25 protein-coding genes and 1 tRNA gene are annotated in these 26,543 nt (G+C 37.6%); 24 read left to right on the top strand and 2 right to left on the bottom strand.

What is annotated here, in order from left to right; translation table 11 throughout:
* Positions 1-46: 46 nt before the first annotated feature.
* The 14 genes from ureC (at position 47) to H3T84_RS06200 (ending at position 10,709) form a co-directional block, all read left to right on the top strand.
* A complete protein-coding gene (gene ureC, locus H3T84_RS06265) occupies positions 47-1,768 on the top strand; it encodes an urease subunit alpha (RefSeq protein ID WP_198218562.1) in 1,722 nt (573 codons plus the stop codon).
* 34 nt (positions 1,769-1,802) lie between these two features.
* Positions 1,803-3,515, top strand: a complete 1,713-nt coding sequence (locus H3T84_RS06260; RefSeq protein ID WP_198218561.1) for a DUF262 domain-containing protein — start codon at positions 1,803-1,805, stop codon at positions 3,513-3,515.
* Positions 3,505-4,020, top strand: coding sequence for an urease accessory protein UreE (gene ureE, locus H3T84_RS06255; protein WP_198218560.1), 516 nt, complete (start codon positions 3,505-3,507; stop codon positions 4,018-4,020). Before H3T84_RS06260 ends, ureE begins: the two co-directional genes overlap by 11 nt.
* A 13-nt stretch (positions 4,021-4,033) precedes the next feature.
* Positions 4,034-4,753 carry an urease accessory protein UreF gene (locus tag H3T84_RS06250; RefSeq protein ID WP_198218559.1) on the top strand — a complete coding sequence of 240 codons (720 nt, stop codon included), beginning with the start codon at positions 4,034-4,036 and terminating at the stop codon, positions 4,751-4,753.
* 22 nt (positions 4,754-4,775) lie between these two features.
* Positions 4,776-5,333, top strand: coding sequence for a HupE/UreJ family protein (locus H3T84_RS06245; protein WP_198218558.1), 558 nt, complete (start codon positions 4,776-4,778; stop codon positions 5,331-5,333).
* Positions 5,334-5,484: 151 nt separating this feature from the next.
* Positions 5,485-6,120 carry an urease accessory protein UreG gene (gene ureG / locus H3T84_RS06240; RefSeq protein ID WP_198211531.1) on the top strand — a complete coding sequence of 212 codons (636 nt, stop codon included), beginning with the start codon at positions 5,485-5,487 and terminating at the stop codon, positions 6,118-6,120.
* Positions 6,120-6,932: an urease accessory protein UreD gene (locus H3T84_RS06235; protein WP_198218557.1), complete on the top strand. Its 813-nt coding sequence runs from the start codon at positions 6,120-6,122 to the stop codon at positions 6,930-6,932. Before ureG ends, H3T84_RS06235 begins: the two co-directional genes overlap by 1 nt.
* 256 nt (positions 6,933-7,188) lie before the next feature.
* The gene (locus H3T84_RS06230) at positions 7,189-8,298 is read left to right on the top strand and encodes a hypothetical protein (protein WP_198218556.1); all 1,110 of its coding nucleotides are present in this window, start codon (positions 7,189-7,191) and stop codon (positions 8,296-8,298) included.
* Positions 8,299-8,426: 128 nt separating this feature from the next.
* On the top strand, positions 8,427-9,104 hold the full coding sequence (locus H3T84_RS06225; protein WP_174832950.1) for an XRE family transcriptional regulator: 678 nt from the start codon (positions 8,427-8,429) through the stop codon (positions 9,102-9,104).
* Positions 9,105-9,332: 228 nt separating this feature from the next.
* Entirely contained in the window at positions 9,333-9,533 is a 201-nt protein-coding gene (locus H3T84_RS06220) for a hypothetical protein (protein ID WP_198218555.1), read from the top strand.
* Positions 9,534-9,556: 23 nt separating this feature from the next.
* The gene (locus H3T84_RS06215; RefSeq protein WP_037475708.1) at positions 9,557-9,778 is read left to right on the top strand and encodes a hypothetical protein; all 222 of its coding nucleotides are present in this window, start codon (positions 9,557-9,559) and stop codon (positions 9,776-9,778) included.
* A gap of 33 nt (positions 9,779-9,811) precedes the next feature.
* Positions 9,812-10,054: a hypothetical protein gene (locus tag H3T84_RS06210; protein ID WP_198218554.1), complete on the top strand. Its 243-nt coding sequence runs from the start codon at positions 9,812-9,814 to the stop codon at positions 10,052-10,054.
* Positions 10,055-10,127: 73 nt separating this feature from the next.
* Positions 10,128-10,337 (top strand): hypothetical protein, encoded by a 210-nt coding sequence (locus tag H3T84_RS06205; RefSeq protein ID WP_198218553.1) that lies wholly within the window; start codon positions 10,128-10,130, stop codon positions 10,335-10,337.
* 153 nt (positions 10,338-10,490) lie between these two features.
* Entirely contained in the window at positions 10,491-10,709 is a 219-nt protein-coding gene (locus H3T84_RS06200; RefSeq protein ID WP_198218552.1) for a hypothetical protein, read from the top strand.
* 25 nt (positions 10,710-10,734) lie between these two features.
* On the opposite strand, the gene H3T84_RS06195 is transcribed toward H3T84_RS06200, so the two are convergent.
* Complete coding sequence (locus tag H3T84_RS06195; protein ID WP_198218551.1) at positions 10,735-11,085, bottom strand: hypothetical protein; 351 nt, start codon at positions 11,083-11,085, stop codon at positions 10,735-10,737.
* 100 nt (positions 11,086-11,185) lie between these two features.
* Between H3T84_RS06195 and H3T84_RS12430 the strand changes: the two genes are divergently transcribed.
* Positions 11,186-11,329 carry an RAQPRD family integrative conjugative element protein gene (locus H3T84_RS12430; protein WP_367439119.1) on the top strand — a complete coding sequence of 48 codons (144 nt, stop codon included), beginning with the start codon at positions 11,186-11,188 and terminating at the stop codon, positions 11,327-11,329.
* A gap of 357 nt (positions 11,330-11,686) precedes the next feature.
* On the opposite strand, the gene H3T84_RS06185 is transcribed toward H3T84_RS12430, so the two are convergent.
* Positions 11,687-11,762: transfer RNA gene (locus H3T84_RS06185), tRNA-Ala, on the bottom strand.
* 239 nt (positions 11,763-12,001) lie between these two features.
* Here H3T84_RS06185 and mltG point away from each other — a divergent pair.
* The 9 genes from mltG to H3T84_RS06140 all read left to right on the top strand — a co-directional run bounded on the left by mltG (position 12,002) and on the right by H3T84_RS06140 (position 26,502).
* Positions 12,002-13,006 carry an endolytic transglycosylase MltG gene (gene mltG, locus H3T84_RS06180; protein ID WP_198218549.1) on the top strand — a complete coding sequence of 335 codons (1,005 nt, stop codon included), beginning with the start codon at positions 12,002-12,004 and terminating at the stop codon, positions 13,004-13,006.
* A gap of 15 nt (positions 13,007-13,021) precedes the next feature.
* On the top strand, positions 13,022-13,648 hold the full coding sequence (tmk, locus tag H3T84_RS06175) for a dTMP kinase (RefSeq protein ID WP_174832955.1): 627 nt from the start codon (positions 13,022-13,024) through the stop codon (positions 13,646-13,648).
* Positions 13,645-14,634, top strand: a complete 990-nt coding sequence (holB, locus tag H3T84_RS06170; RefSeq protein ID WP_037475692.1) for a DNA polymerase III subunit delta' — start codon at positions 13,645-13,647, stop codon at positions 14,632-14,634. Before tmk ends, holB begins: the two co-directional genes overlap by 4 nt.
* Positions 14,635-14,643: 9 nt before the next feature.
* Complete coding sequence (locus H3T84_RS06165) at positions 14,644-15,003, top strand: PilZ domain-containing protein (RefSeq protein ID WP_037475690.1); 360 nt, start codon at positions 14,644-14,646, stop codon at positions 15,001-15,003.
* Positions 15,003-15,779: a TatD family hydrolase gene (locus H3T84_RS06160; protein ID WP_037475687.1), complete on the top strand. Its 777-nt coding sequence runs from the start codon at positions 15,003-15,005 to the stop codon at positions 15,777-15,779. The genes H3T84_RS06165 and H3T84_RS06160 overlap by 1 nt, the downstream gene beginning before the upstream one ends.
* Before the next feature lie 2 nt (positions 15,780-15,781).
* Complete coding sequence (locus H3T84_RS06155; protein WP_174832957.1) at positions 15,782-16,573, top strand: MBL fold metallo-hydrolase; 792 nt, start codon at positions 15,782-15,784, stop codon at positions 16,571-16,573.
* Between the two features lie 1,844 nt (positions 16,574-18,417).
* The gene (locus tag H3T84_RS06150; protein ID WP_198218548.1) at positions 18,418-20,772 is read left to right on the top strand and encodes an SdrD B-like domain-containing protein; all 2,355 of its coding nucleotides are present in this window, start codon (positions 18,418-18,420) and stop codon (positions 20,770-20,772) included.
* A 1,297-nt stretch (positions 20,773-22,069) separates the two neighbouring features.
* Entirely contained in the window at positions 22,070-22,660 is a 591-nt protein-coding gene (locus H3T84_RS06145) for a rhodanese-like domain-containing protein (RefSeq protein ID WP_174832959.1), read from the top strand.
* A 38-nt stretch (positions 22,661-22,698) separates the two neighbouring features.
* The gene (locus tag H3T84_RS06140; protein ID WP_198218547.1) at positions 22,699-26,502 is read left to right on the top strand and encodes an Ig-like domain-containing protein; all 3,804 of its coding nucleotides are present in this window, start codon (positions 22,699-22,701) and stop codon (positions 26,500-26,502) included.
* Positions 26,503-26,543 lie beyond the last annotated feature (41 nt).

The raw sequence follows: 26,543 nt of genomic DNA, 5'->3' as shown, positions 1-26,543 counted from the left end.
ACTTACCGAAAAATCGATACAAATTATTTAGACAGAGAAACCAGCTATGAGCCTGAAAATTTCCCGCCGGCAATATGTTGCTACCTACGGACCAACAGTAGGCGATAAAGTACGTTTGGGTGATACCGAATTATTTGCAGAAGTAGAGCGTGATTTGCTTACATATGGTGACGAAGGAAAATTCGGTGGTGGTAAATCCATCCGGGACGGAATGGCACAGTCGGCTACAGCAACGCGCAGTAATGAAAATGTGCTTGATATGGTTATCACTAATGTACTGATACTGGACTATTGGGGCATTGTAAAAGCTGATATTGGTATTCGTGACGGCAAAATTGTTGCTGTAGGTCAGTCAGGGAATCCGGATACAATGGACGGAGTGCACCCCAGAATGATTATTGGTGCTGCTACCGAAGTGCATAATGGTGCCAACCTGATTGCGACCGCAGGCGGGATTGATACCCATATTCACTTTATTTCTCCGCAACAGATTACTCATGCCATCGAATCGGGTATTACTACCATGATTGGCGGTGGTACTGGTCCGGCCGATGGTACCAATGCCACCACAGTCACACCGGGCGCATGGCATATTCAGAAAATGTTACAGGCTGCTGAACAAGCGCCGGTTAACCTTGGTTTTTTCGGCAAAGGTAACTGTGGGACTCTGGAGCCGCTGCGTGAACAGATAAATGCCGGAGCACTTGGGTTAAAAATCCATGAAGACTGGGGTGCTACAGCCGCCGTCATCGATGCATCATTACGGGTGGCCGATGAGATGGACGTACAGGTGGCAATTCATACTGATACGCTGAATGAAGGCGGTTTTCTTGAAGATACCATGCGGGCAATTAATGGCCGTGTAATCCATACCTTTCATACTGAAGGTGCAGGTGGCGGGCATGCTCCGGATATTATTAAGGCTGCGATGTATCCGAATGTATTACCGGCTTCCACCAATCCTACCCGTCCGTTTACAGTTAATACCATAGACGAACATCTGGATATGCTGATGGTGTGCCATCATCTGGATAAAAGTGTAGCAGAAGATGTGGCGTTTGCTGATTCACGAATTCGTCCTGAAACCATTGCTGCCGAAGATATTTTGCATGATATGGGTGTATTTTCGATTATGAGTTCAGATTCGCAGGCTATGGGCAGAGTGGCAGAAGTCATTCTGCGAACATGGCAAACTGCCGATAAAATGAAACAGCAGCGCGGACGTCTGACCGAAGAAACAGGTGCGAATGACAATTTCCGTATTAAGCGATATCTGGCGAAATACACCATTAATCCGGCTATTGCTCAAGGCATCAGTGATTATGTTGGCTCAATTGAAGCAGGTAAAATTGCCGATTTGGTTTTGTGGAAACCGGCATTTTTTGGAGTTAAGCCAGAAATTATTATCAAGGGCGGCAGCATCAGTTATGCACGTATGGGTGATCCGAATGCCTCCATTCCGACACCGCAGCCAGTTATTTACCGGCCGATGTTTGGCGCGCTGGGGCGTGCTGTTCAGGATACTGCCGTGTTATTTGTCTCTCAGGCAGGGGTGGATAATGATATTCGCAAAAAATACGGTTTATCTAAACAGACTCTGCCTGTGCATAATTGTCGTGCAATCGGTAAAAAAGACCTGATTCACAATAATGCTATGCCGGAAATCAGCGTAAATCCGGAAACTTATGAAGTGCGGGTGAATGGCGAACATATTACCTGTAAACCAGTAAATAAAGTGGCTTTGGCGCAGCGATATTTTCTGTTTTAATAATTATTAAACTAATTTGGAGTTAAATTTAGATATGAAACTTTGTGCTTATTCGAAATCTGTTAAAGACATTTTAACATTACAAAGAAAATATGTTATCCCGAGGTATCAACGTGAATATTCTTGGGATATTGAACAAGTCGAAGAGTTTTGGAAAGATATTACAGAGCAATTTGATTATGAGAAAGAAATTTTTAATACACGGGATTATTTTATAGGTTCTTTTGTCTTAGTTGGAGATGATGTAAAAGATACCGAATTCATGATTGTTGATGGTCAACAAAGATTAACAACAATTACAATATTACTGGCTGCATTAACTCATATTGGATACGATATCAATAATGATGATTTTGCTAATAGTTGTTATGTATATGTAGAAGGAAAAGATTCGGATTATCAAGACTTTTTTAAATTAGAAAATGAATCTCCTAAACCCTTTTTACAAAAAGCAATTCAATATAAAAAAAATGATACTGAATTAAAATTTAATACTACAGAAGAATTTAAATTATTTAATGCTTATAAATTTTTTAAAGATAATATTTTATCAAAAAAGGGCAGTATTTCAGAATTTCTACTTTTTTTAAAAGCAATAAGAGATCAAATCATTCGTTGTAGTGCTATTTATATTACTGTTGAGGATAAAGAAGATGCACAAACTATTTTTGAAACGTTAAATGCTAAAGGAAAAGATTTATCAACTTTAGATCTGATAAAAAATAAAATTTTTGAAGTCTTAGATGAGTCACATCCTAGTGATTATGCTAAAGAGTCTTGGATAAAGCTAAAATCAATCTTAAACTCAAGAGCCAATATAGTTTCTTTAGATGTTTTTTTCAGGCATTTTTGGATAGCCAATTATACCTTTGCTACTGAAAGTAAAATATATAATCTTTTTCAAAATAAAATTCCTAAAAATAAAAGTAGTTATGAAATTTTTTTAAAAAATCTATTGGCTTTTGCAGAAAATTACATAAAAATAATTTCTCCAAATGTAACAGATTTTAATGAAGAAATAAACATTTACAGTTCATTGAGAGCAATTATAGACTTTAGAGTGAAGCAACCACATCCCCTATTGACAACATTGCTAGGTTATTACAAAGAAAAGTTAATAAATTTGAATCAGCTTGTAAAAATTGTCAAGCAAATTGAGATTTTTCATTTTATGTTTTCGGCTATTACCTCTTCAAGAGCATCTGGATTGGAGAGTATGTATTCAAAACGATCTCAAGAGTTAAAAAGAACTAAAGATAAAAGAGAAATAAAAATAATTTTAGACAGTATATCGGAGCATCTATATCATAAAGTAAGTGATATTCCTTATGAGAATTTTGAGAAGAAATTTATCGAACTAAAGTATTCAAACACCTTCACGAAAGATAAAAAGTTAATACAATATATATTCAAAACTTATGAAAAAATTTTATTAACAACTGATGAATTATCTGTAAATAAATTTACTATTGAGCATATTCAATCGCAAAAAATTGATACGGAGTGGTCTCATAATATTGGTAATCTTTTACCTTTAGATAAAGAATTAAATAATGAGTGTAAAGATGATCAACTTATAAAAAAGATAAAAATATTTAATAGATCGGAATTGCAGCAAGTAAAAGAATTTTGCCGATTTTATCAATTTAATAAAGATTGGTCTAAAAACGATGTAATAGATAGATCAAAGAAATTATCTGAATCTATTTATAAATATTGTATGAATGTGCTTAAAAATGATGATTAAAGTTGAAGCCGTTTTAGATACGAGAAAAAATCTTGAGCAAAAGAAGCAGATTACTACTCAGAAGCTGGACACTGTTTGTCTGCAATGGTTTGAAGCAGACCGGCGCATTATCCGTACTACAACTGCCGGCGGGCGCGAAATTGCTTTTCGCCTGCTGAAAGAGGGGCAGCGACTGCATCATGATGATGTGGTTTATCTGGATAAACAGCTGGTCATTGCAGTGCAAATCGAGCTAAGTGAAGTCATGGTACTTGCTCCGCAAACTTTGCCGGAAATGGCACGTGCCTGCTATGAAATCGGCAATAAACACACACCATTGTTTCTGGATGGTAATGAATTACTGTTGCCGTTTGATAAACCTTTATTTGAGTGGCTGCAGGCTGCCGGATTCGCACCGACACGTCAGCAACGAAGATTAAGTGAACAGTTGCGAGCTAATTCAGCGCCGGGTATCGGTGCAGGACACAGCCATAGCCATGATATAACCGGTCATCACCATCATTAATGAATTGCACTATATGTCCGGCTCAGACCGAAAAATTGATATTGAAACACTGACACGTGCAGGATTATTGCTGCAACTGGCCGACCCGACGCTACCAATCGGTGGTTTTAACCATTCCGGAGGGCTGGAGACTTTTGTTCAGCAGGGCATTATTTATGATGCTGTTACACTGAAAGCATTTGCTGAAACACAGCTAAAGCAAAACTGGTTACATAATGATGGTGCTTACATGTCTCTGGCTTATACTGCTGCTACTGAACATAATCTGAATGCTCTGATATCTTTGGACAGGCAAATAGGGGCGACAAAAATCGCACGTGAATTACGGGAAAGTAGTTATAAGCTCGGCATACGTCTGCTGAAAATTTTTGCACCACATACCAGCGCAGCAATAGTGGCTTCCTATCAGGCTGCTTTAGCAGCACAGCAGGTACGCGGGTTTTACCCGCTGGTATTTGGATTACTTGCTGCGTCCATGCAACTGGATAAAGCGGCAGCATTGCAGGCATTTTATTACAATGCCGTAGTAGGTTTAATTACCAACGGGGTTAAGCTGATACCGCTCAGCCAGATGGCCGGACAGGAAATGTTAATTGAATTGCATGCAGTAATAGCTCATATCGTTATTGCAAGTATGCAACCGCAACAACAGCAACTTGGCGCTACAACACTGACAACGGACATTCGGGCAATGCAGCACGAGCGTTTGTATAGCCGTTTGTATATGAGTTAATGTCTCAACACTGGAGGAAAACATGAAAAAAATATTTGCTTTGTTATTATTAACCCCGGCATTTGCCTTTGCTCATCCCGGACACCTTACCGAAGGCTGGATGGCAGGCGTTCAGCATCCGCTTAGTGGCTGGGATCATCTGCTGGCTATGGTAGCAGTAGGTTTATGGGCGGCAACTTTTCAGGGTAAAGCACGCTGGCTGATTCCCGTTACCTTTGTCAGTGTGATGACTGCCGGATTTGTGATGGGAGCGCAGGATATCCGAATGCCAATGCTGGAGCAGGGGATTGCCGCTTCCGTACTGGTATTGGGGCTGGCTGCGGCCTGGTTGAAAAAAGTACCGGCAGGTGCCGCTATGCTGCTGGTTGGTCTGTTTGCTTTGTTTCATGGTATCGCACATGGTGCCGAAATGGGCTCACATGGTGCATTCAGTTATGCCTGTGGCTTTATTATTGCAACGGCGGTTTTGCATGCCATCGGATTTGTACTGGGTACAGTAATGAGTAAACATCAGTGGGTGTTGCGGTTTACTGGCAGCGTGATTGGTTTGATTGGTTTTGGTATGCTGTTTGCAGGCTGATAACAATACCCGGATAAAATCAGTTCAGACAGAAATGGCTTCTGAACTGATTGTTTAATAAACAAGCTGTTCTGTCTGAATAAAAGCAGCTGAGTTAGTCGTGAAATACTGTATCAATCCGAATAAACGGAATCGATGCAGAAGGAACACCATGCGTGAATACATTAAAATCGGCGTTGCCGGTCCGGTAGGTTCCGGTAAAACTGCACTGATTGAAAAACTTACCCGTCATATGGCTCAGGAATATAGTATTGCGGTGATTACTAATGATATCTATACGCAGGAAGATGCTGAATTTCTGACCAAAAACAGCCTGTTGCCACCAGAACGAATTATGGGCGTAGAAACCGGTGGTTGTCCGCATACTGCTATTCGTGAAGATGCCAGTATGAACCTGGAAGCAGTAGATGAAATGACAGCACGCTTTCCAGATATTCAGATAGTATTTATCGAAAGTGGCGGTGATAATCTTTCAGCTACTTTCAGCCCTGATCTGGCTGATGTTACGCTGTTTGTTATTGATGTGGCGCAAGGAGAAAAAATTCCGCGCAAAGGCGGGCCGGGTATTACCCGTTCTGATTTGCTGGTTATCAATAAAACTGATTTAGCGCCGTATGTGGGTGCCAGCCTTGAAGTGATGCAGCATGATTCACAGCGTATGCGTAAAGGGCAGCCATTTGTATTTACCAATCTGATGGCAGAGGAAGGTATTAACACTGTAATCAAATGGATTAAAAAATACGCCTTACTTGAGAACACAGACGAACCAGCCGGTCTGATACGTTAATGCACAGCCGTTTACATCTATCTACTCAGCTAAACCGGCACGGACAGACTACCTTTGCCAGTTGCTTTTATACACCACCGCTTAAAATTCTGCCTTTACCGCAAATGATATCACCGGTATGGTCGCAGGCTTTGCCGGCGATACAAATGAGTTCATCACCGGGATTACTGGCAGGGGATAGTATTGGAATTGATATAGAGCTGGCGGAACAAACCCAATTGTATTTGTTTACCCAGGCATTTACCCGGGTGCAATCTATGCCGGCTGCTATGGAAGCACAGCAGCATACCCGTATCTACTTGCATGAACACAGCCGGCTATGCTATCTGCCTCATCCTTTGGTATTGCATCGTGATGCAGCTTTAACACAAACCATGCACATTACTCTGGCAGATAACTGTCAGCTCATGCTGGGCGAAATCATAGCCTGCGGTCGCGTGCTTAATCAGGAAAGCTGGGATTTTCGCTATCTGTCTTCACGCATTAACATTGATTACCGACAGCAGACATTGCTTAATGACAATATATGCTGGCAACCGCATCAGCAGCCATTGAATGTACTGGGACAGATGGAGCAATATACCCATCAGGCTTGTCTTTACTATGTCAATACCGCTGCCAGCAAAAACGAAATCCAGCAACTGGTTAACGAAATCTATTCTGCACTACAGCCAGACTGGCCGTTAGAAAATAATCAATATCTGTGGGGGATTACTCAGGCGGCCGATTGTGCTTTATGCATGCGTGCATTAGGGTTGAGCGCAGAAACGTTACAGCAGATATTAGAACAAACGGCACGTTATTTAAGTTAATACAATCTTATACTGATCCGGAAAATGATTAGAATGAGTTGATACTATTGTTAGTTATTTAATATTTTTATGTCAATATCTTTTGTTTTTAGGTAATATAAATAAACAAAATTTTATCTGATATGCATAATTCTCAACTTCACTAATAACTTTAAAGTAATTATTAGCACTAATTTTGATAATTGCTATGGTAATTCCAGTAAGTGAGATATAAATAAAATAGTTATGATGTTTAAAATTGTAAAAGATATAACTTATGACTTACTACATAAATCTTTTTTCACCGGAAACCTATGAAGCTTTTACTCATTCTGATAGAACTGTTAGTGGTTTTCGTATCAAGCATCACGGTTTAGCAGCAAAGCTTAAAACCGGAGATATCCTAGTTTGTTATATTACTCGATTATCTCGCTGGTGTGGTTTGCTTGAAGTGATTGATAATTGTCCATTTCAGGATAATACTCCTATTTTTGTAGAAAATAATGATCCGTTTATTTTGCGTTTTCATGTGCGAACAAAAGTATGGTTATCCTTGCCTGATTCAATCCCTATTCATGACGATAAAATTTGGCAGCATCTTTCTTTTACTCAGTCATATCCTAAAAACAGTGGTATCTGGACTGGTATTCTGCGAAACAGTTTAAATAAACTTAATGATAAAGACGGAGAGTTATTGGCAGAGATGCTATCGATGCAGGCTAATAATCCTTTTCCATATCCTTTAGATGAAAAAGAGCTGAAAAATTTAAAAAAACATACCGTAAATCGTGTTGAAAAAGTTGTTGAAGTTTCTGTACCTGAAAATGAAGAATCTTTAGAAAATAATGAAATATGCATAAATAATGATGTCCGTGAATCAATTAAAATGCAGGCATTACTGGCTCAGATAGGAGCTTGTATGGGACATCGAATTTGGTTACCTAAAGCAGATCGCAGCAGAGTCTTAAAAGAATGGAAAAAAGATACCGAAGCTTTATTGGACAGATTACCGCTTAATTATGATGAGACGACATTAAGTACGATTGAACAAATAGATGTTATTTGGTTAAAAGGGCGTTCAATTATTCGAGCGTTCGAAATAGAGCAAACGACCTCAGTATATTCTGGTTTATTGAGAATGGCCGATTTACTTGCACTGCAACCGAATATGAATATCAAATTACATATTGTTGCACCCGATTACCGGCAGGAAAAAGTTTTTCAGGAAATACTCAGACCAGTGTTTTCTCTATTGGAGAAAGCCCCTTTATCTGAAATTTGTAGCTATATTTCATATAGTAAACTGAAAGAACTGAGTAAACAAAAGCATTTAGACAGAATGAATGATGGGGTATTGGATGATTATGATGAGCAAGCAGAATTGTAATATTTTATTTTAAATTATCAATCCAAAAGAGTTTCATTTTAAAATTTTAGTACAATCGCAATATGCTTAGATTATTGAAGCATTATCACATATGTGATAAATTTTAATCTTTTTCCAGAAAGCGATCTATGGCCACATTCGGAGAACGTCTGGCTAAGCTTCGTGAAAGTAAAAATCTTTCACAAGCTAAATTAGCAAAAATGGCGGGCGTTCCACAAAGTACAATCGCTCAAATAGAAACAGGCAGAAATAAAAGCACAAAAAGGATAATAGAGCTTGCAGAAGCTCTTGATACTACACCAAATTATTTATTAAATGGTGTAAAAGATTTAAGTGTAGTTCCGGTGTCCTCTGAAATTGGTAGTTATTCTGACAAAAATATTAGTAACGATATAGGGGCGTATGTGAAAATTCCGTATTATGATATCAGTTTATCTGCAGGTATTGGTAACGCAACTTGGATAGTTCGTGATACTCCGGATAAATTACTCTTCAGAGAAAGTTGGCTACAGAGAAGAGGTCTTAATGAGTCATCTCTTAAAGCAATGTATGTTCGTGGTGAATCCATGGAGCCCTTACTCTATGACATGGACACGATTTTGCTAGACATAAATGATTTAGAGATTGTAGATGGCAGTGTATATGCAATAATATTTAAAAATAGGTTATATATTAAAGAATTACGTAATTCTGAAGATGGTATTGATATCATTAGCTATCACCGAGATTATGAAACTATGCATGTAACGCAAGAAACATATGACCAGTTTAAAGTACTAGGTAAAATGGTCTGGCGAGGAGGCTAAAACTTCTAACTTGATACCGCTAACAATTAGCGGTTTTTTTTACAACAAATAATCACAAAAGTAATAATTAATTCATTTTAATAATCAAAATATTATCGATTTTAAGTTTAAATAATCACAAAATTGATTGCATATATTTAATTACAATTGTAATATATACCCATCGAACAAGTTAAAGAAACAAATGACTTCGTTATGAAACAGTATCGGTGAAAAGAAGCAAAAAGAATGATTGACCAGATTGCCAGGCTTCATAAGTTTAGGATAAGCAAATACTTGTTTATTATTCTTGAAATTGTTTATCGGTCTTTTTTAAAAATTGCAGCTATAAACGGAAATGCAATGAGTTTAAAAACCACAGTAGATTTATTAAAAATAAGTGTATTTGAGTTTTTAGAGCTCGGTAACAGTGCAACTCTCACTATTTAATCACTTTTAAAAAGGAGCTAATTATGCTGGAAATTGTTAAACCCTCAAAAGAAAGAATTAACTATCCGGTTGCTCGCAGGGATCCGGAATACGGATTTATTGTTCTGTTTTTTTCTGAAAGCCATGGAGTTGTTATTTCTACAACTGATGAAGACGAGTATAACATCGGAGACACCTCACTTAGTTGGTTATCTTGTAAAAATAGTGAAGACTGGGAACCAATAGATATAACAATTTCAGGATAAGAATAACTGGCTCAATAACAGCAGGAGAATGTGATGAAAATCAGCTTAACCAAAATAAAGCGACCTGATCGCGGTTTTGACTGGATGCATAAAGAAAGCGGTTTTGTAATATCCAAATACGCTATTATTAATAACCAACCTATTTTTGCCGTTTATTATGAAGGTAAAGCAGCATTCTTCTCTTCTTTTACAACAGCCAGGTATTTTATCTGCCAGTGTTTTAACTCTCCCCAAGGTAAAAAAAATTTTAAACAAAAGTTAGAATGTATGCATTAATTTATCTGTATAACATAATACACAATAACAGATATTTGCCATAACAAATACGCCGGTCTACAAAGGAGAAGAAATGTGCAAATTATCGACCACCATTTTGGTGGTCTTTTTTACAACTACTATATTTGATATTAAACCTTCTCGGCTTACAAAAATGCAATGTGAAGGACAATGTCTGATGCAGATAAAACAGGAAGAAGCTGATAAGGAAATCAATTACATGAGAAAAATAATGGACAGTAAAGAATATAATCCGATAAATGCTGTTGTACTGGAACCTTAGTTATGATTATAGGTAAATGGTTTAACGAGGAAGCTAAAAACTTATAATTTAATATGACCAAAAAATAGCAATTTTACTATAAGATCACAAAATTAATCATATATATTCAATTACAATTGTAATATATCCTCATCAAGTAAATTAAATAAATTTATGATAATAGCATTAAAAAGAGTTGAGAAAGAAAACAAAGAATGGCTGGTCAGTTTACCGAACTTTTTAAGTTCAGTAGCAGAAGATTGGATTGCTGTACTGCTTGGCTATTATCAGTATAAGACTGAGGCGGGTAGAGTAGCTTTGCGCTATAAATTACCTGTCCAAATTGCGCTTATGAAGCAGCAGATGAGATGTGACTATTTGAAGCAACAATAGAGGTTATATTGGGTGCTTTTTGAGTCTAATTATAATTGTTTTGTTTTTCTATTTTTTGGATATGATCGTCAAGACCATGCGGATCAGAAGCCAAAGCCTGCAATTTTTTATCAATAGAGTGCTTAAAATATTCACACATACGTACTTTTTTGCTTATTTCAATTTTTTGAGCCGAATTTAGCATAATGGCTCGATCATCTTTTTCATATTGCACATAGAAAGCGGGGATATTACTGTTAGATTCCAGCTTTACAATCAATTCATCCCACCGTTTAAATAAATCCTGGCAGCTTTGCGGTAGGTTACTGGTACTGATTCTTTTTCCGCAAGCTGTTAAAGCCAGACAGCAACACATAATAAAAAAAAATTGTTTCATATTAAAATATTCTTTTTTAATTTCATATACAAAAGCATACCATCAAATGCGTCAATTAGACCAGATGCAAGGCGCACTAGCTCAAGCTGCCATCTAGCCGATTGATACACACTCGCGTAATTATTTTGATTATCATAAATTGAATGTTAATCCTCAAAAAATGCGAACAAGCATTGAACACTATCTTATCCCATCAAGAGTGCAGCCACACAGCATAACTAGACTTGTTGGTGACTACCAATAAGAAAATACATCAAACAAAGGCATACGATGATCGACTTATCGGCCAGCCGGGTAGGTAGCATATTCCAAAACCAACAGTGACTTCACAGTGGAACAATTAGATACTTTGATTTTGTACGTACTATTTGCTGTGCTTATTATGGGAAAGGTTGATTAAAACCGCTTATACTTCGGTTGAACACCAAACGGCTAGTCTAGCGAAAAGATGGTAAAAAGATATGCGCACATGAATGTTGATCACTTAAAACAGTACGCGGCAAACTCGGCGCAATTTGACACCAAATTGACACCAGCCAAGCTTCAATAAAAAAAGCCACAGTGCGAATGTGGCTTAAATCATTGAATCTTTAATGTAAATTGGTGGAGGTAAGCGGGATCGAACCGCTGACCTCTTGCATGCCATGCAAGCGCTCTACCAACTGAGCTATACCCCCACTGTGTGCAGCGAATTACTGCTGAATAGGTTGCGCATTTTACCTGAACTACCGAATTTTGCAAGCACTGATTCAATCTTTGCTGAGAATGAGAGAAAATATGATTTTCAACCGGTATGATTTTTGAATATAACACCTATCCCATAATAAACATGGATTGATAAAGTAGTCGCATCTGATAATTAAATTTATACTTACATGCTAACCCAGATTTTTTGTTCTCAAACAGGAAAGCGTTTATGCAACGCAAAAAAAGACAGACTATACTTTTAATATTAACAGGCTTACTAGTATTTGTGCTGGTGTGGGCAACACTTTTATTCCTGCCTAAAAGCAATACAGGCTATCGGTTAAAAGTACCGGCTGGCTACGGCATCAGTGGAGTAAGTCGTAATTTATCTGCTAATGATGTGATTTACAGCCGCTGGGTTTTTGTCGGTACTGCTTATATGCTGGGTATGGGAGATAAAATCCATCGGGGTAATTATCGCATTCCCCGTTCAGTTTCCAGCTGGCAAATTTTACAAAGGTTGCGCAACGGTAAACCAGACAGCATTACGGTGCAGATTATTGAAGGCAGTACATTTGCGCAAATGCGCAGGTTAATTGATAACACACCGGATATTGAGCATATTACGAAAGACTGGCCGGACAGCAAATTGCTACAGCAGCTAAATGCTGAAAGTAATTATACTCAGGCGGAAGGTCTGTTCTTTCCGGCTACTTATGATATTAGTTCAGACAGTAGTGATTTATCTCTTTATCAGCAGGCATTTAATACGATGCAGCGACATTTACAGGCTGCATGGGAAGAGCGTCGCAGTGATTTACCCTATCAGTCTGCCTATGATTTACTAATTATGGCCAGCCTGATTGAAAAAGAAACCGGTCATGCTGAAGACAGAAACAATGTAGCAGCTGTATTTGTTAACCGGCTTAATCAGCATATGAGATTACAAACAGATCCTACTGTCATTTATGGTATGGGTTCCCGTTATAAAGGCAAGATTGGAAAAGCGGATTTACGCCGTGATACACCATACAATACTTATACTCGTTCCGGTTTGCCGCCTACTCCTATTGCTCTGCCGGGTAAAGCAGCGCTCGAAGCTGCGGCACATCCGGCCAGTAACAATTATCTTTACTTTGTAGCGCGAAATGATGGTACAGGACGCAGCCAGTTCAGCCACAATCTGAATGAACATAATGCTGCTGTTCGCCAATATATCTTGAAAAAGCATTAACCGGGTTTACTATTGATGAAAGCAAAATTTATTACTCTGGATGGAATTGACGGTGCCGGTAAATCAACCAACCTCAATACCATACGTAACTGGTTTGAAAAACACCAGCTGCCGGTACTCTTTACCCGGGAACCCGGCGGTACGCCCATTGGTGAGGCATTACGCGAATTATTATTAAACCCGGCTACTCATGCTAATGCCCGTACTGAAACTCTGATGATATTTGCTGCACGTCAGCAGCATCTGGATGAGGTCATTAAACCGGCACTGGAAAAAGGCATACATGTAGTCAGTGATCGTTTTACCGATGCTACATTTGCCTATCAGGGAGGTGGACGTGGTTTACCACTGACAGATATCACTATTCTGGAAAACTGGGTGCAGCAAAGTTTTCAGCCCGATTTAACTTTATTACTGGATGTACCTCTTACAGTTGCACAGCAACGTCTCAGCCAGAATAGTCATCCTGATCGCTTTGAACAACTGGATACTGCGTTTTTTGAGCATACTCGCGCTGTCTACCTGGAACGTGCTGCGGCCACCCCCCGTCGCTATTCTGTTATTGATAGCAGTTTGAATCTTCAGGATGTGGCACAGCAAATTAACCACGGGTTAGCACAGTTGTTTGGATTAGATTCATGATTTATCCATGGCTTGAACCAGTCTGGCAACAGATAGCCCGGCACTGGCAGCAACAACCGCATGCATGGCTGCTTTATGGTCATCCGGGAATTGGTAAACGGGAATTTGCTGAATATCTGGCACAAGCATTATTGTGCGAGTCTCCGGGTACTAATCATCAGCCGTGTGGTGAGTGTACATCCTGTCATTTATACAGTCAGCACAGCCATCCCGATTTTCTGCTGGTTACCCCCGAAGAAACAGATGGCGAAGGCGGAGAGCGTAAACAGCCACTGATTAAGGTAGAAACTATACGTAACGTTCTGGATTTTGCCCATCTGAGTGCTCATCGTGGCGGCAAGCGTGTAGCTCTGATTTATCCGGCAGAAAATATGAATCTGCAAGCAGCTAACGCACTGCTGAAAATTCTGGAAGAACCGCCGCAAGGTATGGTATTTATTCTGGTAAGCCATCAGAAAGACCGTCTGTTACCAACAATTAAAAGCCGTTGCCGGCAAGTGGTGTTAACCATACCTGCGCCTGCACAGGCACTGGCTTATGCACAGCAGCAACACGGAGATAATGCAGCTGAACTGCTAGCCTTTCACGGCGGAGCCCCTTTGTTTAATGAGAACGACAGCCATACCCGGCTGCGTAACGAATTAATTACCTTGCTGGTTAAGCCGCGTCTGATTGCTTTGCTGGATTATGCTGCTACTTTTGATAAACACAAACTGGCTCTAGCTACTTTTCTCGACTGGCTGGCTAAATGGTTACTTGATCTGTCACTGGCTCAGCAAAATATGCAACCTATGTATTATCCTAGATGGACTAAAACATTAAATGAGATTAGCCGGCAAGCAGATACATTAGCGTTGTTTGCCTTAATTGATAAAGTAAACAAGCTTGCCCCTTACGGTAAACATACACTCAATGTTAAAATGCAGCTGGAAGATTTATTAATTGAATATCTGAATATTTGGCAGCAAAAAAACACAAAATCATAAAGGAAATTTATGGCTGAAGCTCCTGCTAATCTGCCGGGCAAAATGCTCAATTTAACAATACCCGATAAACCGGAACTGTATCGCAGTTATATGTCATTTTTGCAGCATGGTGGTTTGTTCGCTCCCACAACTGATACTTTTGAAATGGGAGAAGAATTATTACTCATTGTTAACTTACCGGAATTCAACGAAGCCAAATATTTGCGTACCAAAGTAGTGTGGATAAATACCGCTACTACTTCAAACGGTCAGCCACAGGGAATTGGGCTGGCATTTGGTAAAGATGAAGACAGCATTGCAGTAAAGCAGTCAATTGAAGATATTTTGCCCGGATTACTGCTAAGCGAACGGACTACTTATACTTTATAATCATGCTTATCGATTCACACTGCCATTTAAATATGCCTGATCTGGCAGTCAGATTACCGCAAATACTGGAAAATATGGCTCTGGCAGACATAGGTCAGGCTATTGCTATTAGTGTAGACCGTACCAGTGCTGCTGAAGTACTGGTGCTGGCGGAACAGCATACAAACCTGTTTGCCAGCGTAGGTGTTCATCCTGAATATCAGAATTCAGCAGAAATGAGCGTGGATGAACTGGTTGCAGCTGCCCGACATCCAAAAGTAGTGGGTATCGGAGAAACCGGGCTCGATTATCATTGGTGTAGCGGAGATCTGGCATGGCAGCATCAGCGCTTCAGTACGCATATTCAGGCATCCAATCAGACCGGATTGCCTCTGATTATCCATACTCGGGAAGCTGCCAGCGATACATTGCGCCTATTGCGTGAAAATCAAGCACAACAAGGTGTGATTCACTGTTTTACAGAAGATACTGCATTTGCCAAAGCTATACTGGATTTGGGTTTTTATATTTCCTTTTCCGGAATTGTAACTTTCAAAAATGCCAGACAGATACAGGAAGCCTGTCGCTATGTTCCGTTAGACCGGATACTGGTGGAAACTGATGCTCCCTATCTGGCGCCTGTGCCTAAACGCGGTAAACAAAATGAACCGGCTTACGTACGCTATACTGCCGAATTTGTAGCACAGCTGCGCGGAGACAGCATCACCAGCATTGAAGAAGCTACCACGGCTAATACCTATCGGCTTTTTAATAAAATTCCGCCAGTCTGCAATTAGCTATGACACAGATTACCGTTACTGTACTTGGCTGCGGCAGCTCATCCGGTACACCGGTTATCGGGTGTAACTGTTCTGCATGTATCAGCACAGATCCCAAAAACCGGCGTACCCGTTGCAGTGCTCATGTACAGATTGGTGAACAATACTGGCAAATTGATACTGGTACTGATTTTTATCATCAGGCCTTACAACATAAGCTGCAGCGTATCGATGGGGTGCTTTATACTCATCCGCATGCAGACCACCTTAACGGCATTGATGATTTGCGTGCATTTTGCTACAGACAACGTGCAGCTATTCCTGTTTACGGACACCATGACACCTTGTCCAATATTCAGAACCGTTTCGATTATGCCTTTCTGGAACAGAATAACCATTGGAACCGGCCGGTATTACGTGCATATGAACTGCCATTGAATCAAGGTAAGAATAGCGTTTTGACTATTGAAGGTGTACCTGTATGGCACTTCGGTGTACCGCATGGTAGTTGGACAACCAGTGCCTTTCGTATTGGCAACATCGCCTGGTTTACTGATCTTAACCATATAGATGAATCTATATTTCCGTACTTAAACGGACTGGATTATCTCTTTCTCGATTGCCTGATGGATACCCCATATCCAAGTCATCTGAGTACCGAGCAAGCTTTTACTTATGCTAAGCGTATCAATGCCAGACAAACTTACTTCATTCATATGACTCATAATCAGGAATATTACGCACTTAAGCATCGCTGCCCCAAAAACTGCACACCGGCTTATGATGGTATGGTGGTAAGCAGTCATTATTAATTTTTTTATTAAGAATAGTCTAACTTTTACAAGTAGAAATTTTTTGATTGCAAATAAATTTTTATTATTTATCTTATCACGGATTACTAATTTATTTGTTTTAACAGGCTCAGTATCAAAATATTTTCATTTATACAATTTTTATTGGATTTGCCTTGCAATTAATACTTTCTTTATCACTTGCTAAATACAGTTACCTGTATTCTTAGAAAATAAAATTGATACGGTATTGCTCTGATAAATAAACGGATTATGGTGTATTGTTCTAAGAGCTGAAAAACAGATTTAATACCTGAATAATCAAAACACAAATGTTAATGATTTATCTGAAAATACACTAAAATTATAAACGATAAATTGAACAAATTCGCTCAATATATCTCTGTGCGCTTGATATCAAATGATTGCTCTGTTACAGAATATAATCATTCTGATTAAAAGCTTTATGCATCGGATGTATCTTAAGACATTACCGTACTTTTTTAACAATCATGCTGATACTCATTTTATAGGCAATATCAGTGTCAGAGTAGAGGAGTTGGTGTGAGATATATATGATGTTTCTTCTGATAATAGACAAAACGCACTTTTTTACCGATATAAGTAATATAAAAAACACATTCACAGTGTAATTTGGTGCAGGTCTTTAATTTAACTTCTAAGGTATTAATACAGGATGTATTATCTGTCTAGAATTAATGAACAGGATTGATGGTATGGATTAACACTTGCAAAATATGTTAAAAACAGAGTATAGTAAGAAAAATATTTTAAAATTTAATCGTGTGATACAGATATTTATAAATACATTGTTTCTGAATAATGTGATTTTAGAAATTTACTTTTAAAGTTGTAAATGAATAAAAGAGAAATAACAAGGAAATGGAGTTTAATTTTAAATTATCGGTATAAAAGACTTAAATAAGTTCCGGATGAATTAATAATCATATTTAATATTTGAGTTATTGACACAAAATTATATTTTTATTGAAATCATTTAAATTATCTTGGTCAGATGAATAAATATTTGATTAAGTTTCAAATATTGCTGATATCACTGATTAAAGATAAAGTCAGTATTTAAAAAAGCTTTATATTTAAAGAAATAGATGTCTGTTTAATTTTAATGTATATTTAATATGAATATAGCATTTATTTATTGGTTATTTTAACTTTGAATTAAATAAATAGTATTAGCTTTTATGGTTTGCTGCAGGTATTAATATCATTGTTGAGTTTGAATTAAAAGTATTTGTATTATTATAATACTTGAAATAAATAATATTTTGCTCACATATATTATCTATTTTGCCTGTATTTACTTCATTAATCTGCATAATTTAAACAACTGACGCGCTTTTATTAAGCTTTGGTTGTTATATTTAAATTTTTTTCTGACAGGATGCAACACTGCTGTCAGCGTAGTTAGTTGTTGCTCTTAAATGACAAGTAATTAACTGAATTGCAATAATAGCATTATATAGCTAATGGAATCCGCTTATACTTTAGAATTTATTTGGAATAATTATTTATAAGCATTTATAAGTAATTATCTATCTGAAAATTACAATAAGCATAACTTACTTAAATAATAGAACATACGGATATAAAAATGGAGATTAAGAGAAATTTAAAGATAAATTAAATCTGAATTTAAATAATAGATTAAAGGGAGAGTAAACAGATAATTGGATGGATATATGAAATTATTGAATACAATATCTGTAAATTCAACAAGATAAATAATGATACGTGAAGGTTAAATAATGAAGGCTAACCTATTAAAATACTTTAAAGGGTTTTGCCATATACTGACTCTGCTGGCATTTTTTTTCTGCAGCATAATGCCCGCCAGACCAGTATTTGCGCAAGATGCAGAATGTGCAGAAGTTAAAATAGTAATTGAGCAAAAGTTATCTTTTGAGCGGCAGGCATTTGATGCACGAATGCTAATTAAAAATGGTTTGGATACCAGACTGAAAAATATACGGGTTGAGTTAGTTTTTACTGACAAAGATAATCAGCCGGTTGAGGTAACCCAAAAAACTGAGGATGATGAAGCTAAATTTTTCTATCGGATTAACTCTTTGTCAGGAATAGACAATATTAACGGAACAGGACAGGTAGCTGAAAAATCCAATGCGGATATTCACTGGCTGATTATACCGACCTACGGAGCAGCTAAAGATAAAGATACGCTTTACAACATTGGTGCTAAGCTGACTTATGAGCTTAATGGTCAGGAGACCACAGTAGATGTTGTTCCAGACTATGTGGTAGTGAAACCCCAGCCATTACTGTCACTGGATTACTTTTTACCTGGTGAAGTTTACGGAGATGATCCATTCACGCCAGAAGAAGAACCTCCGGTTCCGTTTGCTTTGGGTGTACGCATAAAAAATGAAGGTAAAGGTATTTCCTATAAAACCATGATTGATTCTGCTCAGCCCAAAATTGTGGAAAATAAAAAGAATCTGCTAGTAGATTTCAGTATTCTGGGCAGTTATATAGGAAATCAGCAGGCAGGTAAAAGTTTGTTACTAAATTTTGGTGATATAGAGGCGGGTGCTGTAGCTGTCGGTCGCTGGAATATGACAGCCAGTCTGTCAGGTACATTTACGGATTTCAAGGCCACATTTACTCATGCCGATACTTTAGGTGGAGCGGTTACCAGTCTGTTAAAAGCTACGAATACACATACACTGATCCATGATGTAAAAGTAGATTTGGCTAGCAGTGATAATATTACCGATTTTCTGGCACGTGATGGCGATGCCTTGCGCCTGTATGAGTCTAATGGTGTGGACACTAATGTAACTGACCAGAGTAATAAGGCTGATTTAAAAGAAATCAGCAACAGTTACCAGCTAACTTTTCCTGCATCTAAAGGGTTTGTTTATGCAAAAGTACCCGATCCTTTTCATGGCAGCCGACAACTGAAAAATGTTGAGCGATCAGATGGTAAGCACTTATTAAATGATAATGTCTGGTTATCCAAATCCCGTAATGAAGATCTGTCCTGGTCTTATTATGTGAATGTATTTGATCATGATTCAACTGGTAAATATAATTTGTTTATAAAAGGTAGCGTTCAGGATCAGGCAGTGATAACCGGTACAGTATATAATGATCTGGATGCAAACGGATTGTTGAATAATGATGAACCGGGATTGAATCATATCAAAGTTGTTCTGTCCGGACAGGATAATGCCGGTAAGCGCATTGATCGGGTTGCTTATACTAATGAGGCAGGTAAATTTATTTTCGAAAAATTACCTGCAGGTGACTATTCTGTCTGGGTTGTCGATGTAGAAGGAATGATTGATGGTCCTGCTGTTGCTGGTAGCGCCGGCGGTAATGCTGTTGCAGGCAAAATTGAGCACATTGTGCTATCAGATGATATGCATGCAGACAATAATCTGTTTGCGAAGCAAAAAATTAGCCAGCCTCCTGCAACCGATAATGCCGACATTTCTATCAGTGCTCAAGCAGTCGAATGGAACAATTCATTACCTGACGATACTGCGCAAGTATTGATCACGATTAGTAATCACGGACCTGAGATTGCAAACAATATTTATATTCAGCATGATTTACCTGAGAATCTTGAAATTACTGATCAGAAAGTTGTGGCAGGAAACTATAATACTCAGGATAAACGTATTGATAAACTTGCTTCAGGTGAAAGTACCGCACTATTATTGACAATTAAGATAACTGGGGATGGTAAGGCAAGCCAGTTCACTACGCATATACTCAGTCAGACTAATGATCCTGATTTAAGTAATAATCAAATCAGTATTCCGGTTTTACCAGGAAAGGCAGATGTTGAGCTTGAAGTTGAAAAATTGGAACGCGTACCAACATTGCCTGCAGACAGCGTACAATTATTATTAACTATCAGTAATAATGGCCCGGCTGATGCTCGTAATGTTTATTTGCAAACTGATTTGAGTTCTGATATAGAAATAACCAGTCAGAAAGTTTTGATGGGAAATTATCATATTAAAGATAAGCGGATAGACAGGCTGGCAGTAAATGATGCAACTATATTGTTATTAACAGTAAAAGTAACTGGTTCCGATGGAAATGGGAATTTTGTTGCCCGGGTAATAAGTCAGCTTACCGATCCGGATAAAAATAATAATACAGTTACATTTCCTGTATCAGTAATAAATCAGGCAAAGCCTGTACATTAAATGATGTATTTTATATATGGTTTCTGATTAAAATAAAAAAAATCGTACTGTAAAGTACGATTTTTTTTTATTTTCCAAATTTAAACAAAAAATATATACAATAAACCAATTATTTAAAATTTGTATTGAAAATTATTTGCCTGTAAAGAATAAGGTATGATAATATTAACCAACAATTTAAATTAATTCTTCTTTTTTAGAAAAGCAACACTGATACATTAATCTGATACTGAAAAGAATATTGAACGCAAAATTCAAAGTTCTGAAATATTCTTATATTTATTTGGCTATTTAGATTAATAATTACATTAGTTAGTAGATTGCTGATTTCTGGTAAATAAATCTACAATTATTCAAATATTTATTGTCGCATTATTTTGTCTGAAAAATAATGCAAAATGGATAATATATAAAATTATCTCCTATAGTATTTATCAGATAAGTAAATTAAACCTGTTAATGATTCCGAAAGCTTATGGAGTACTGAAAATTTTATTTTGAGTTCAGTAGAATTAATATGAACTGATATTGGATGATATTTAAAAAGCTGATAATTACTGTTTAATGTAATTTTGTACTGATATATAAATTAATACCATTAAACTTAATTTGGGTACGAATTTTTATTATATGAAATATGTCAGCAGAAATAAATATTATTGAAATGCTTACTAAAGTGAAACTGGATGATCTTTATTAAATAATTCATATGCAAAATCTTGGATGGAAATATCAGTATTTTGTATTTATAGCATTTTAAATACTGTTGAAAATATAGAGGTTTAGATTTTTATTTATATTTCAATCTTTTGTCTACAAGAGTGGTAAGAAAAAATAATCGAATTGATGGCTGTATGCATTATGAGAAGAAAGCAATATAAGCTCAGAATCAGCTCATAGATTATTAAGACAACTTTTCAGACTAATAACCAGTTTATATCTATATATATATATATATAGATATAAAATTTAAATATTTTATCCAGATAGTAATCGGTGATTAAATAATAAATAAAAAGAATTAGTTATGCTTAGATTTAGTAAATTTTTTATCCTTATGTGCTTATTAGTTATCTATAAAACACTAATATTCGCACAAGATATTTCAGCATGTCAGAGCAATATATCTGATCCCGTAATATCGCCTGAGGCTATCAAATGGCCAGATAACCGGAATAAACAGCAGCTGGATAAAAATTTCTGGCTGACAATGAATGAAATAAGCAAAAAGCAGCCGGATAATATTATTTGGGTGGATGTCAGGTCAGGAATAAAAGAACAAAATTCCGGATTAAATATGCTGACCATCCCACTTAACCAAATATCTGAAGCACGCTTTTTAATGGATAAAAACGTAATTCTGGTTGGCAGCGGCTTTGATCAGATTCCGATAAATCAGACTATTAATTATTTAAGAAAAAAAGGCTTTAAGCGTATTTTTGCTTTAACTGGCGGTATATATGCCTGGGATAACCAGCAAAAATCAGTGTCACTGCACCAGCAGGAAATTTCACCGGAAGATTTTTTATCCGGAGGAAAAACCATACACTGGCAAATCATTTCTATAGGTTTAAATACCGAACAATTGTCTGTACTACCAGAGCAGCCGGTTAAACAATTTGCACTTACCCAAAATACAATTTCAGAATTAAATCAGTTTATACAAAATAATTTTACCAACAAAAATGCTTTTATTCACTATGTATTAATTGGTACAGATGAACAGACTATTAAATCATTACAACAGCAAATTAAACTTAATAATTCAGCCAATATTGTATGGCTGAGAAGCGGAATAATTGCATATCAGCATTATGTACAACAACAAATAAATTTAATTAACCATACTGGAAAAAGTTTATCCAGACCTTGCCGATTAACCATATAGCTTACTTAAGGAGTTCTCTGAATAATGAGGGGTATAAGATGAATATTTATCAATACTGGAAAAACCGGTTTCCCGGTTTAAGCCGAACGGAAAGTTCAAAACTTAAAAACAAACAGAAAAATGCATTTGTAATGATTTTCTGTGCACTATGCACTATTGCATCTGCATCAGGCTATGCCGGAACAGATACCCATTTAAATGGTGATAATATGGTAAGTGGTGCATTGCCTATTGGTTTTGAGTTTAATTATTATGGCAAAAAATATAATAAATTTTATGTCACTACTAATGGCTTGCTGCAATTTGACAAACCTAAGAAAAATTATATCAATGCTTGTTTACCAAAAATTAATAATACGCTGTATGTATTCTGGGATGATTTAGTTACCAATGTTCCCGGTAAGCCTATGGGTAATATCAAATATGAAACTCAAGGGGTGGCTCCAAACAGGCAGCTGATAGTTCAATGGACGAATCAATATTTTAAAAATACGAAGAATCCTCAGCCTATGGGTACATTTCAGGCTATCCTTTATGAAGGTTCAAATCAGATTAAATACCAATATAAGTCTTTAACTGATGAGCGCAGCAGGGGTAACAGTGCAACTATAGGCATACAAGGTACTCGACCAAATACTGTCCAGATCGGTTGTAATAAGGCTGATACTATTCGATCAGAACAGGCAATCTTATTTACGCCCAATGGTAATTCAACAGCATACACTAAGAATGAAAATGCTGAATATGATTTCATTGATATTTCAGATTTAATCCCTCCGTCACCACAGCCTGTTGCCACTTATAGCAATCAGCCTCCGGCCTGGTCATGGAAAAATACTGATACATTTAATACATGGGAAATCGAGATTCAGGATACTGCCGGAAATTCTGTGCATAAAGAAGTGCTGAACCATGTGAATCGGTTTACTTTCGCTGATGGTTTACAGGATGGCAAGTCTTATCGTGCCCGTATAAGAGGGAGTATTAATAATGGCGCTAGCTGGGAAATGTGGTCTCCATTATCTGCTCCAACCACAATTGATACTGTCAACCCAGTTATTGAACTGAATAAATTCAACCGTATTAATAGCAATACTGTTCAAATTAGTTACAGCAGCAACGATAATTTAAGTGGGGTTGCTTCTGTACATTTGCAGATAGCAAATAATCCTGAATTTAATAATCCTTTGATTGATAAAGATATTAATGCTCAGGCTAATAGTGTGCAAATTGATAATGTGCCCTCTGCAGGTATTTTATATGCACGTCTGAATGCATTGGATAAGGCAGGTAACAGCTCTGGTTATACCAAAGCTACTGCTATTATGATTGCACCACCTGTACTTATTAATCCGGTTACTCAGGCAAAGATTAAAACCTCTTTATTAAAAGTTCAGGGTACGGCTGAAGCAGGTAGTAAAGTACAACTATATTTAAATAATCAATCGATTGGGAAGCCTGTTATAACGGATGAACAGGGTAATTTTAATCAGGATATCCGGTTATCTGAAGAAGGTAGCTATCGCTTGCATGCCATTGTGATAAATGGTTCTGCCAGCAGTGAACCTAGTGCTCCTGTAATATTTGATTTCGCTTTACCTGTACCTACAGGAGCAATCACAACACCCGGAGAAAATCAGACTCTTTCTGCCCCTATAGATATTCAGGTAGATGCAGCAGATGAACTGGGGATTGAAAAGGTAGAGCTGTTTATTGATAACAAACAATTTGCAGCCCTGTCCGAGCGTCCTTATCAGGCACACTGGCCGCTTACTATGCAGGATAATGGCAGTCATGAATTATCAGCAAAGATAACCAATACCAGTGGCAAAACCATAACCAGTACACGTACGGTAAATGTTAAAATTGAACCGCCGGCACCACCGCCTATACCTTACAGCGGTAAAATAACAGCAATTAGTCCTGCCGTCAGTTATGGTCCTCAGCCTGTTACAATTTCCGGTCAGGCACTATATCGTGCTGATAATACTGCTGCAGCAAATGTACCATTGAAACTGGTTTTAAATGTAAAAGGTTTTGAGCGAAAAATTGCTGTTGCCACAGATGAAAATGGTAATTTTTCCTATATTTTTACTCCGCAGGATTCTGATTCCGGTACTTATCAGGTTGGTCTCATTCATCCTGATGAAAAAACAGTTATCAGTCAAAGTAGCTTTGCAATTAACCGGATTGCATTCAATATTCAGGGTTATCAGCTTAAGGCACCGCGTACCATTCCAACTCCGATAACCGTAAATGCTACGGCCAGTACAGGCGCTAAAAAATTACGCTGGGTACTTGCTGCAGAGAATCAGCCGGATGGCGTATTGCCGCAAGGTATTAAGATCGAGTCTGAAGCAGTTGATATCGCGCCCGGACAAACCCGTTCTACAACAATTAAATTTACTGCCGATAATAATGCTGCAGAAAAGGGGAGCTTATATCTCGTTGCATTTGCTGAGGATTCAGGAGATTTAGTACGCGGAAAACTGCAGATTAATTATCAGCTTGGTCAGCCAATGCCTGATTTATATGCTTCTCCGACCTATATCCAGACTGGTTTGAAACAGAATACAACAACCACGGCTAATATTCATATCGGTAATAAAGGTTTAGCAAAAGCTGAAAATGTTCAGGTAGAACTGGTAGATGAACAGGGTAATCCGGCACCGGAGTGGGTATTTATTGCCAGTGACAAAAATATTAATGCAATTGCGGTTGATGAAAAAGTACCTGTACAAATCATGGCTCAACCGGACAACAACATAGCTGATGGCATTTACAATTTTATTATCAGAGTTTCCACGGGTGGAAAACTGTCCGGCAAGATTCCGGTAAGCATTTCTGTTACCCAAAGCGGACAGGGTATTGTTTATTTTGATGTGGCTGATATTTACACGGCTACACTGGATGCAGAAGGTCAGCCCATTAAGGGGGTTAAAGGTGCAACCATTAAATTACAGAATGATAATGTTCTAACCGAACAATATACACTCATTACTGATAAAGATGGTATTGCTTCATTAAGTGAATTGCCGGCAGGTATTTATCGCTACCGTGCCAGTGCACCTAACCATATGGATGCCAGTGGCCGGATTGTAATTAATCCTGATAGTACTACTAATCAGCACATTTTTCTTGAATATCAGTTAGTTAATGTAGAGTTTGGTGTAACTGAAACTTCGATTAAAGATGTCTATGACATTAATGTTAATGCCACCTTTAATACACAGGTACCGGCACCGGTAATTTTGCTGGAACCTCTGTCGATTAATCTGGGTGCTATGCAGATAGGTGAAGAAAAAACCGGAGAGATTACAGTAAGTAATTATGGATTAGTTCAGGCAGAAAATGTTGTTTTAAATTTGCCTAAAACCGACTCCAGATTCAAATATGAATTTTTCGGAGAAGTACCCAGTGTGCTGAAACCAAAAGAAAAAGTAGTTATTTCATATAAAGTTACTGCTCTTGATCCGAAGCAGCCGACACTGTTGCGATCCAGAAGTGCTACGTTGCCTGATTTATTGCGCTCAGCACCTGATAATAATGAAGGGGATTGTACGTTTTATGAAGTTAGCTATACAGAAATCCATCAGAGTGAATGTGCCAATGGGGATATCTCCAAATATATGAGTACTGGCCGATTTTTTCAGTATACCGGTAAAAAATGCTCTGCCAATGGTAATGGCGCGGGTTGGGGCAGTGGTGGTTCATCAGGTAGTAACAGCGGAGGATTTGTCAGCAGTGGCAATATTGGTTCACCGGCAGCCGTGCCCATGACGGGGGGGTGTGCACCTGATACTCCGTGTTCGAACGGAGGAGCAGAGAGCGGTGCTAATTAATAATAGTTAATCAATAAATTTATTTTAATACAAAGGGTTAA

Source organism: Snodgrassella sp. M0110, assembly GCF_016101465.1.
Lineage (GTDB): Bacteria > Pseudomonadota > Gammaproteobacteria > Burkholderiales > Neisseriaceae > Snodgrassella > Snodgrassella alvi.
The sequence above is the reverse complement of the archived record's forward strand: the minus strand, read 5'-3'. Positions and strand labels throughout refer to the sequence as shown.